Raw genomic sequence first — 9,612 nt, 5'->3', positions numbered from 1 at the left:
GCCGCAGATGTCACAGCCCCGCGCCCCTGAAGGCGAACGGCTTCGCCGTTCAGCCTTCATCGGGGAAATGCCGCCCGAAGGGCGTGCATTTCGGGGGCGCGGGGAACTGCGCGACCAGCCCCCACCGGCCCGCACCCGCTACACGGTCGCCTGCGTGGCCAAGAGGTCCCGTACACCCGACGTGTTCGGGACGTCCGCCACTGCCGCCTCCAGTGCGGGCTGCAGCCGAGCCCCCTGCCCCTCCGGGAGGTGAAGCGTCGCCGGGCCGGTCCAGGACAGTTCGAACCGGGCCGCGCCGGAGGCGATCAGCTCCGTGACGAGCAGGTCGCGGAGCATCGCGTGCAGGCGGGGGCGGGCGAACTCGCGGGCCGCGCGGCCCGTCGCCGACGCCGCCTCCTGCGACTTGGGCAGTTGCTCCGCGAGCTGCCACAGCGCGCCCGCCTCGATCGCCGCGAGCACGGACGCGAGGGAGCCGTCGCCGCCGGTCGCCTTCCGCACCGCCTGGCGCAGCGGCTCCGCCGAGGCGTCGGTGTACGACGCCATCGCCTCGTGCACGAGGTGCGGCCAGTCCTCGGCCCGGCGCAGACCGAGTGCCCGAGGGGTCAGCGACGCCTGTTCCAGCGCGGCGAACGCGGCCGCCGGGTCCGCCAGCAGACCCAGCGCCGGGCCAGCCGTGTGCGCGCGGCGCCCGTCGTCGGGCAGGGCCTCGATGCGGGCCACGCGGTCCGCGATCGGCGGATGGGTGTCGTACGGGGACGGCTCCTCGTCCGGCAACTCGCCGCGCAGTACGTCGAGTTCGTGGGAGCGGGCGTCGAGCAGACGGCCCAGGCCGCCGTAGACCTCGCCGTGCGGCGGCAGCAGCCCCGCCTGCGCGCCGAGCGTCGCGTACGCGTCCATGTAGAAGTCGAACGCCGAGTCCAGGACCGGGATCTCGCGCAGCGCCGAAGCCGTCGCGTCCCGGCCCGCGATCCGGGCGGCGGCCAGATCGGCGGCGTACTCCTGACGCCGCATCGTCCCGCGCATCACCCGCACGTAGAACTGCCCGTACCAGATGAAGGGCCGCGCGGCGAGACGGAAGGTGATGCCCGCCGAACCGGCGCTCACCTCCCGCGCCTTCTTGCCCTTCGCGACCCGCTTCGCCTCCTTGGCCTCGGCCTTCTCGCGCTCACCGGCCTGCTTCGCGGCGGAGCGCTCCAGGAGCGTGCCGACGGTCCGGGAGATCTGCTCGAAGCCGCGCCGGCTGATCGCGCCGAGCCGGGTGTCGGAGTGCGAGTAGTGGCCGAACTCGTGGGCCAGCACGCCGATGAGCTGGGCCTCGTCGAGACCGGTGAGCAGCGGGGCGCCGATCAGCAGGACGCGCCGGCCCGGGAACAGCCCGAGCAGCCGCGACTCCTCGTACACCGCCGCGTTCACGCGCGGCACGAGGTAGATCTCGCCGGGGGCGCGGGTGCCGGTCTCCTCGGCGAGCCGCCGCACCGTCGCCCACAGGCGCGGTTCCTGGTGCTCGTCGACGCGCAGTCCGTCGGCGGGCGGTTCGAAGCGCGGGCTGCGCACCGCGAACATGCCCTGCACGATCGGGATCGCCACGATCACGCTGACCACGACGATCTTCAGCGCCGCGCCGCCGTGCCCGCCGCCGATGATCCACCAGTCCAGGGCGCCGAGCGCGCCGAGCAGTACGAGGCCGACGAGATAGAAGCCGAGCAGCAGGACAAGGGCGCGCACGGCACGCAGAGTTGAGCCCATCGGGCGGTTCCCCCCACGGGAAGACGAGAAAACACCAGGTGGGACTGGTGATGTGAATGGTGCGTGAGTGGGGGGAACGGGAGTATGACACAGCCCGCGGCACCCTGATCAACAGGATTGCGCCGCGGGCCGGTGGAGCGGGATGAACCATCGGTGCCGGTCAGTGCGGGAGCGTCGCCGGGCTGCCGCCGTTCGCCTCGTAACCCGCCACCGCCAGCGCCCGGTACACCGCGTACGAGGCCGCCGGATCGGGCTCCGTCGTCCACGGGATCGCGCCCACGTGCCCGTCGACCCGCAGCAGCTGCTCCATCGCCTCGCCCCAGTGCTCCGTGCGGACCAGGAAGAACACCAGCAGATGCCGCACGTGCGCGAGCATCGGGTCGTCCGCGCGGGCCTGCGAGACCGCGAACATGGCGCCGTGCAGCGCCTTCGTCACGACCTCGCTCTCGTAGAAGTTCCGCACCATCGTGATCTCGGGCAGGTGCTCGTACAGCGCGAACAGCGGCAGCGCCGCGAGCAGCGAACCGCGCGGGGCGCGCGCCGCGGCGGCCTCGGCGAACGCGAACGCCTCCTCGCGCGAGCCGTGCCACTTCTCCGTCCAGTACCGCAGGCCCGCCAGGTGCGCGCCCATGTGCCCCGGCGCCGTGTCCAGGATCTTCAGCCACAGCTGCTCGAACTCCTGCCGGGAGTAGCCGAGGCCGCGGGCCACCGCGAGGTGCGTGATGTGCGGGACCGGGTCGCCGGGGGCCAGGAGCGCGGCCTGCTCGCACGCGGCCCGCGCCTCCTCCAGCACGATCCGCTGCTCGTCGGGCGTACCGCCGCCGCGCCACGCCTGCTGCACCAGGAACTCCGCGAACACCTGCGCGCCGCCCGCGTCCTTCGGCTTCTGCGCCCGCCACGCCTGCAGCCAGCCCGCGCCGAGCCGCGGCGTCTGCTGCGCCTCCAGCGCGGCCGCGCCCGCGATCGCCTGCACCCGCTCCCAGCGGGCCTCGGTCTCCTTGCCCGTACCGGCGAGGAGCTGCGCGGCCGCGGTGAAGTCCTGGTTGCGCTGCACGACGCTCATCACGTCGAGCAGGTCCTGGTCCGGCCCCGGCAGCCGTACGTCCAGCTCTTCCTGCCGCACGAAGCCGTAGTCCGCCGGATCGGCGGCGTCCGGCGACCCCGGCGACACCAGCCGCACCCCGCCCCGCCGCCGCAGCATCACGACCCAGGCGATCATCAGCACGGCCATGAGCACCCAGAGAATTCCCATACCTACAAGCTAACCCGCCCCCGCTCACTGGCCAGGATCGCCCTGTCAGGGGAACAGGGAAGGAGCGCCCCATGAGGGGCGCGGGGCTGTGTCGACATGCGGCTCCGCCGCGTGGGCGCGACCAGTCACGACGGCGCCCCGGCGATGGTCTTCGGCTCCTACGGCTGAGCCCGACGATGGCGTGGGGGGGGGGCAGGAGCGCCCCGTCAGGGGCGCGGGGAACTGCGCGACCAGCCACGATGGCGCTGCACTCGGCGAGGGGCCTCGGCCCCTACGGCCGAGCCCCGTCGAAACACGTACCCGGGGCCGCGGGACCGCTCAAGGCGGCGGGCACCCTATCCGTACGCAGGACGCGCCCCGCGCCGGGGCGGGCCCGCAGGCACCGCGTGACAGCCCAGGGCGGCGGGCACCCGTGCCCGCACCCCCGACCCCCTCCGCGCCGCAGGGGCGCCTACCCACCCGACACCCCCCGGTGACGAACCGGCGGAGTGCAACTGCCGGAAGACCGCCACGCACCGCGCGGAGCGCCTACGCTCGGGCCTCATGAGCGATACGCACAACCACAGCGGCAGCGCCCCGCGCGGATTCGAGACCACCGCCATCCACGCCGGCAACACGGCAGACCCCGTGACCGGCGCCGTCGTCCCCCCGATCTACCAGGTCTCCACGTACAAGCAGGACGGCGTGGGCGGTCTGCGCGGCGGCTACGAGTACAGCCGCAGCGCCAACCCGACCCGTACCGCCCTCGAGGAGAACCTCGCCGCCATCGAGGGAGGCCGCCGCGGCCTCGCCTTCGCGTCGGGGCTCGCCGCCGAGGACTGCCTCCTGCGCACCCTGCTCAGCCCCGGCGACCACGTCGTGATCCCGAACGACGCGTACGGCGGCACGTTCCGCCTGTTCGACAAGGTCGTCTCGCGCTGGGGCGTGGAGTGGTCCGTCGCGGACACCGGCGACGTGGACGCCGTCCGCGCCGCGATCACCCCGAAGACCAAGGCCGTCTGGGTCGAGACCCCCTCGAACCCGCTGCTCGGCATCACCGACATCGCCGCGGTCGCCCAGGTGGCCCACGAGGCGGGCGCCAAGCTCGTCGTCGACAACACCTTCGCGAGCCCCTACCTCCAGCAGCCGCTCGCGTTCGGCGCGGACGTCGTCGTGCACTCCCTGACGAAGTACATGGGCGGCCACTCGGACGTGGTCGGCGGTGCGCTGATCGTGGCCGACAGCGCCCTCGGCGACGACCTCGCCTACCACCAGAACGCGATGGGCGCCGTCGCCGGCCCCTTCGACTCCTGGCTGGTGCTGCGCGGCATCAAGACGCTGCCCGTCCGCATGGACCGGCACAGCGAGAACGCGACCCGCGTCGCCGACATGCTCACCCGCCACCCGCGCGTGACGCAGGTCCTCTACCCGGGCCTGCCCGAGCACCCGGGCCACGAGATCGCCGCGAAGCAGATGAAGGCGTTCGGCGGCATGGTCTCGTTCCGCGTCGAGGGCGGCGAGCAGGCGGCCGTGGAGGTCTGCAACCGGGCCAGGCTGTTCACGCTCGGCGAGTCCCTGGGCGGCGTCGAGTCCCTGATCGAGCACCCGGGCCGCATGACCCACGCCTCGACCGCGGGCTCGGCCCTGGAGGTCCCCGCCGACCTGGTCCGCCTCTCGGTGGGCATCGAGTCGGCCGACGACCTCCTCGCCGACCTCCAGCAGGCCCTGGGGAAGTAGCCCTCCTACAGCCCCGTCAGCGGTGGAGTCGTCTCGGACGGCGGCTCCACCCACGGGTGCGCGGACACGGCCCAGACGACGAACGCGACGGCGGCCGCGAGCAGCAGCACCCACATGAGCCGCCGCACCACCGTCCGCCGCCGCAGCATCCGCCCGCCCCGCCGCATCGCGTCCGCGCACAGCTCGGCGGGCACGGCGGACGGCTGCGCCGCGTCGAGCACGGCGCGCACGGAGTCCTCCTTGCGCTGCAGCCGGTTCATGCCGAGGCCGTCCCTCCCAGTGAAGGGGCCGGCGCGGCCCCGCGCGGCGGATGCAGCACGAGCGTCATCGCCCGCGCGTGCAGGGACCGCACGCGCTCCGCGGGCAGCCCGAGCAGGGCCGCCACCTGCTCCTCGCCGACGCCCTCGAACAGTCGCAGCACGAGCACGAGCCGCTCCTGCGGGGGTACGTGAGCCAGGGCGCCGCCGTGCCCGCGGTGCTGGTGCCAGGCGCCGTGCGCGAAGCGGACGGCCAGCTCCTTGCGGGCGCAGTCGTAGGGGTCCTCGCCGCGCAGCCGGTCCCAGGAGGCGTAGGTGCGGGCGAGCGCGGCCGTGAGCAGCTTCAGCGCCCGGGGATGGTCGTCCGGGGGCTCGGCGGTCAGCAGTGTCGCGGCATGCAGCAGCCGCCCGGCCGCGCCCGCGACGAACGACTCGAACTCACGGGCCCGGCGAGCGTTCCTGAACGCCTGCCGATCGCGCACGCTTCATCTGATTCCGACCGCGACCCCTTGGTCAAGAGGCAGGAGCCGCGGTTTCGCTCCGGATCTCTCCAGGAGCGCCTCAGGACCGGCTCAGGAACGGCCCGGGACCGGCTCAGGAAGCGGCGCCGGGCGCCGGCTGCCCCGACTGGCGGGCGGACAGCGCCGAGTTGAAGCGCGTCAGCAGCGCGCAGAACTGCTCGCGCTCCCGCGGCTCCCAGTCCTCCGTCAGCTCGGCCATCAACGCACGCCGCGACGTGCGCACTTCGTCGAGCCGCGCGAGCCCGCGCGGCGACAGCTGCAGCACGACGGCCCGGCCGTCCTCGGGGTGCGAGGTCCGCTTGACCAGGCCCGTGTCGACCAGCGGGGCCACCTGACGGGTCACCGTCGAGGAATCGATCCCCATGCTCGCGGCGAGCGCCTTGACGCCCATCGGGCCTTCCTTGTCGAGCCGGTTCAGGAGCAGGTACGCGGCTCGGTCCATCGAGTTGCGCACCTGCCCGACCCCGCCCAGCCGGGTCTGTTCGGCGCGACGGGCGAAGACCGCCACCTCGTGCTGCAGGGTTTCGAGGAGGCCGGAATCGCCGGCGGTCGACATGTCCATCGTTTCTTGTGGTGTGGGCATGGCCGGAGGCTCACTTCATGCGTGGGTGGGGGATTGCACAGGATTGGGGCACAGAGTACGCGGCGAAAGCGCGTGCCGTACCAGCCGTGTTCAATCCGGTATCGCGGTATGAACACGACGCGTCACGCCCGCCGTGAGCTGCGAGACTTCAGTCATGAGCTACAGCACGTCTGACTCCTTGCCCCGCCGTCTTCCCGCGGTCACGCTCGACGACGTGCGCGGCGCCCAGAAGATGCTGGGCGGGGTGGCTCGGGTGACGTCCATGGCGCACAGCCATCATCTCTCGCAGCTGGCAGGTACGCCGGTCCACCTGAAGTGCGAGAACCTCCAGCGGACCGGCTCCTTCAAGCTGCGCGGCGCCTACGTGCGCATCGCCGGACTGCTGCCCGAGGAGCGCGCGGCCGGGGTCGTGGCCGCCAGCGCGGGCAACCACGCGCAGGGTGTCGCCCTGGCCTCCGCGCTCCTCGGCGTGCGCTCCACGGTGTTCATGCCGGTCGGTGCGCCCCTGCCGAAGGTCGCGGCCACCCGCGACTACGGCGCCGAGGTGAGGCTGCACGGTCATGTCGTCGACGAGACGCTGGCCGCCGCGCAGGAGTACGCCGAGCGCACCGGCGCCGTGTTCATCCACCCCTTCGACCACCCGGACATCGTCGCGGGCCAGGGCACGCTCGGCCTGGAGATCCTCGAGCAGTGCCCCGAGGTGCGCACGATCCTCGTCGGGGTCGGCGGCGGCGGGCTCCTCGCGGGCATCGCCGTCGCGGTCAAGGCGCTGCGCCCCGACGTGAAGGTCATCGGCGTGCAGGCGGCGGGCGCGGCCGCGTACCCGCCCTCGCTGGAGGCCGGCCGCCCCGTCTCCGTGCCGCATCCCGCGACGATGGCCGACGGCATCAAGGTGGGCCGCCCCGGCGACGTCCCGTTCCGCCTGGTCGCCGACCTCGCCGACGACGTCCGTACGGTGTCCGAGGACGCCCTGTCCAGCGCGCTGCTGCTGTGCCTGGAGCGGGCCAAGCTGGTCGTGGAGCCGGCGGGCGCGAGCCCCGTCGCGGCGCTCCTGAGCGACCCGCGCGGCTTCGAGGGCCCGGTCGTGGCGCTTCTGTCGGGCGGCAACGTGGACCCGCTGCTCATGCAGCGCGTCCTCACCCACGGCATGGCCGCCGCGGGCCGCTACCTGTCGCTGCGGCTGCGGCTCGACGACCGTCCCGGCGCGCTCGCCTCGATCCTCGGCGTGCTGTCCGTCGTCGACGCGAACGTGCTGGACGTGAGCCACGTGCGCACCGACCCGCGCCTCGGGCTCACCGAGGTCGAGGTCGAACTGCACCTGGAGACGAAGGGACCGGCGCACTGCACGGAGGTCGCGGCGGCGCTGCGCGAGGCGGGCTACACGGTCATCGACTGACGGCCCGCCCGTGACGCCCGCCGTGACCGTCCGCGGCGCTTGTGGAAAACCCGTGGCGACACGCGATACATCGCGATAGCGTGTGAGGTGCCTCACGGGTCCGCCGGGCGACGCCGCCCGGGCGAACCTAGACTTTTCCACCGGCACCCACCGGCACTCACCAGCTGGTCACTCACGCGTTGGGGGAACCACATGCCAGGCGCCATCCACGCCGAAGGTCTGGTGAAGACCTTCGGCGACGTCAGGGCCCTGGACGGGGTCGATCTGGACGTTCCAGAGGGCACCGTCCTGGGCCTGCTCGGGCCGAACGGCGCGGGGAAGACCACCGCCGTGCGCTGCCTCACCACCCTGCTCACCCCGGACAGCGGCCGCATGTCCGTCGCCGGGATCGACGTGCTCAGGCATCCGAACGAGGTGCGGCGCTCGATCGGCCTGTCCGGCCAGTTCGCCGCCGTCGACGAGTACCTGACCGGCCGGGAGAACCTCCAGATGGTCGGTCAGCTCTATCAGATGAAGGCCAAGGAGGCGAAGGCCCGCGCGAGCGAGCTCCTGGAGCGTTTCCATCTCGCCGACGCCGCCGACCGCCCGTCCAAGACCTACTCCGGCGGCATGCGCCGCCGCCTCGACCTCGCGGCCGCCCTCGTCGTGTCGCCGCCCGTGATGTTCATGGACGAGCCGACGACGGGCCTGGACCCGCGCAACAGGCAGCAGCTGTGGGAGGTCATCCAGGAGCTGGTGGCGGGCGGCACGACCCTGCTGCTCACCACCCAGTACCTGGAGGAGGCCGACCACCTCGCGCACGACATCTGCGTCGTCGACCACGGCAAGGTCATCGCGCGCGGCACCGCCGACCAGCTCAAGGCGCAGACCGGCGGGGAGCGCGTCGAGGTCGTCGTCCACGAGCAGGAGCACCTCGACGACGCCCGCGCGGTCCTCGCCGCCTACGGCAAGGGCGAGACCACCGTCGAGCAGCACACCCGCAAGCTGACGGTGCCCGTCACCGGCGGCGCGAAGCTGCTCGCCGAGGTGATCCGCGACCTGGACGCGCGGGGCATCGAGATCGACGACATCGGGCTGCGCCGCCCGACCCTCGACGACGTCTTCATCTCGCTCACCGGCCACCTGGCCGAGCAGGCGGGCGAGGACGAGGAGGCCGCGACATGACCGCCGTCAGCCAGACCGCCCCCACGCCTCCGGCGCCGCGCGCCGCTCCCGGCGTCGGCCAGGCCGTCCGCGACTCCCTCGTCGTCGCGAAGCGGAACCTGATCCGGATGACCCGGATCCCCGAGATGGTTCTCTTCGGGGTCATCCAGCCGGTGATGTTCGTCGTGCTGTTCACGTACGTCTTCGGCGGCTCGATGAAGATCGGCGACACCACCGACCCCACGGTGTACAAGAACTTCCTGATGGCCGGCATCTTCGCGCAGACCGTCACGTTCGCCACGGCCGGTTCCAGCGCCGGCATCGCGGACGACATGCAGAAGGGCCTGATCGACCGGTTCCGCTCGCTGCCCATGGCCCGCGGCGCCGTCCTCACCGGCCGCACCGTCGCCGACCTGGCGCAGACGGCGATCACCCTGCTGATCCTGGCCGCCGTCGCGCTGCTCGTGGGCTGGCGTCCCGGTTCGGCCGAGCCGACCAACTTCGGCAAGATCATGGCCGGCTTCGGTCTGCTGCTCCTGCTCGGCTACGCGTTCACCTGGATCGGCGCGCTGATCGGCCTGTCCGTGCGCACCCCGGAGGCGGCGACCTCGGGCGGCATCATCTGGCTGTTCCCGGTGACGTTCCTGTCGAACGCGTTCGTGGACTCCAGCCAGATGACTCCCTGGCTGCGGCACATCGCGGACTGGAACCCGTTCAGCGCGACCGTGCAGGCCTGCCGGCAGCTGTTCGGCGACCCGGGTCTGTCCCAGTCGCAGGCCTGGCCGATGCAGCACCCGATCTGGGCCTCGCTGATCTACTCGGTGCTGATCCTGGTCGTCTTCCGCACCCTCGCGGTGCGCAAGTACCGCCGCTCCGCCTGAGGGGGCGCCCTGCGACGCGAGCGGGGCCCCCCCCCGCCAGCGGCGGGGGCCCCGCCGCCGCGGGGGGGTAAGGCGTCCGCCCGCCGACGGGGGCCCCCGGTGGGTCGAGACCGCCGC

9 protein-coding genes are annotated in these 9,612 nt (G+C 73.0%); 4 read left to right on the top strand and 5 right to left on the bottom strand.

Annotated features, from left to right (window positions below; all coding sequences use genetic code 11):
• Nucleotides 1–138: 138 nt before the first annotated feature.
• Complete coding sequence (locus tag ACFW9D_RS27125) at nt 139–1,725, bottom strand: M48 family metalloprotease (RefSeq protein WP_384625854.1); 1,587 nt, start codon at nt 1,723–1,725, stop codon at nt 139–141.
• A gap of 181 nt (nt 1,726–1,906) precedes the next feature.
• Complete coding sequence (locus ACFW9D_RS27120; RefSeq protein ID WP_384625851.1) at nt 1,907–2,998, bottom strand: hypothetical protein; 1,092 nt, start codon at nt 2,996–2,998, stop codon at nt 1,907–1,909.
• A gap of 543 nt (nt 2,999–3,541) precedes the next feature.
• On the opposite strand from ACFW9D_RS27120, the gene ACFW9D_RS27115 reads away from it, so the two are divergent.
• The gene (locus tag ACFW9D_RS27115) at nt 3,542–4,714 is read left to right on the top strand and encodes a cystathionine gamma-synthase (protein WP_188337175.1); all 1,173 of its coding nucleotides are present in this window, start codon (nt 3,542–3,544) and stop codon (nt 4,712–4,714) included.
• A gap of 5 nt (nt 4,715–4,719) precedes the next feature.
• On the opposite strand, the gene ACFW9D_RS27110 is transcribed toward ACFW9D_RS27115, so the two are convergent.
• The 3 genes from ACFW9D_RS27110 to ACFW9D_RS27100 form a co-directional block, all read right to left on the bottom strand.
• Nucleotides 4,720–4,974, bottom strand: a complete 255-nt coding sequence (locus ACFW9D_RS27110) for a hypothetical protein (protein WP_223205964.1) — start codon at nt 4,972–4,974, stop codon at nt 4,720–4,722.
• Nucleotides 4,971–5,453, bottom strand: a complete 483-nt coding sequence (locus tag ACFW9D_RS27105) for a sigma factor-like helix-turn-helix DNA-binding protein (protein WP_223205963.1) — start codon at nt 5,451–5,453, stop codon at nt 4,971–4,973. The genes ACFW9D_RS27110 and ACFW9D_RS27105 overlap by 4 nt, the downstream gene beginning before the upstream one ends.
• Before the next feature lie 112 nt (nt 5,454–5,565).
• A complete protein-coding gene (locus ACFW9D_RS27100) occupies nt 5,566–6,054 on the bottom strand; it encodes a MarR family winged helix-turn-helix transcriptional regulator (RefSeq protein ID WP_188341346.1) in 489 nt (162 codons plus the stop codon).
• A gap of 175 nt (nt 6,055–6,229) precedes the next feature.
• Between ACFW9D_RS27100 and ilvA the strand changes: the two genes are divergently transcribed.
• The 3 genes from ilvA to ACFW9D_RS27085 all read left to right on the top strand — a co-directional run bounded on the left by ilvA (nt 6,230) and on the right by ACFW9D_RS27085 (nt 9,495).
• Nucleotides 6,230–7,471, top strand: coding sequence for a threonine ammonia-lyase (ilvA, locus tag ACFW9D_RS27095; RefSeq protein WP_188337174.1), 1,242 nt, complete (start codon nt 6,230–6,232; stop codon nt 7,469–7,471).
• 192 nt (nt 7,472–7,663) lie between these two features.
• Nucleotides 7,664–8,635: an ATP-binding cassette domain-containing protein gene (locus ACFW9D_RS27090; protein ID WP_384625846.1), complete on the top strand. Its 972-nt coding sequence runs from the start codon at nt 7,664–7,666 to the stop codon at nt 8,633–8,635.
• The gene (locus ACFW9D_RS27085) at nt 8,632–9,495 is read left to right on the top strand and encodes an ABC transporter permease (RefSeq protein WP_188337172.1); all 864 of its coding nucleotides are present in this window, start codon (nt 8,632–8,634) and stop codon (nt 9,493–9,495) included. The genes ACFW9D_RS27090 and ACFW9D_RS27085 overlap by 4 nt, the downstream gene beginning before the upstream one ends.
• Nucleotides 9,496–9,612: the final 117 nt, after the last annotated feature.

Source organism: Streptomyces sp. NPDC059524, assembly GCF_042749255.1.
In the GTDB taxonomy this organism is placed as follows: Bacteria; Actinomycetota; Actinomycetes; order Streptomycetales; family Streptomycetaceae; genus Streptomyces; species Streptomyces xanthii.
Note: the sequence above shows the minus strand (reverse complement) of the source record. Positions and strands in the feature narration are given on the sequence as shown.

Excerpts from the sequence above, each read along its gene's own strand:
- ACFW9D_RS27120 (WP_384625851.1), bottom strand. The coding sequence starts at position 2,998 with ATGGGAATTCTCTGGGTGCTCATGGCCGTGCTGATGATCGCCTGGGTC.
- ACFW9D_RS27115 (WP_188337175.1), top strand. The coding sequence starts at position 3,542 with ATGAGCGATACGCACAACCACAGCGGCAGCGCCCCGCGCGGATTCGAG.
- ACFW9D_RS27110 (WP_223205964.1), bottom strand. The coding sequence starts at position 4,974 with ATGAACCGGCTGCAGCGCAAGGAGGACTCCGTGCGCGCCGTGCTCGAC.
- ACFW9D_RS27100 (WP_188341346.1), bottom strand. The coding sequence starts at position 6,054 with ATGGACATGTCGACCGCCGGCGATTCCGGCCTCCTCGAAACCCTGCAG.
- ilvA (WP_188337174.1), top strand. The coding sequence starts at position 6,230 with ATGAGCTACAGCACGTCTGACTCCTTGCCCCGCCGTCTTCCCGCGGTC.
- ACFW9D_RS27090 (WP_384625846.1), top strand. The coding sequence starts at position 7,664 with ATGCCAGGCGCCATCCACGCCGAAGGTCTGGTGAAGACCTTCGGCGAC.
- ACFW9D_RS27085 (WP_188337172.1), top strand. The coding sequence starts at position 8,632 with ATGACCGCCGTCAGCCAGACCGCCCCCACGCCTCCGGCGCCGCGCGCC.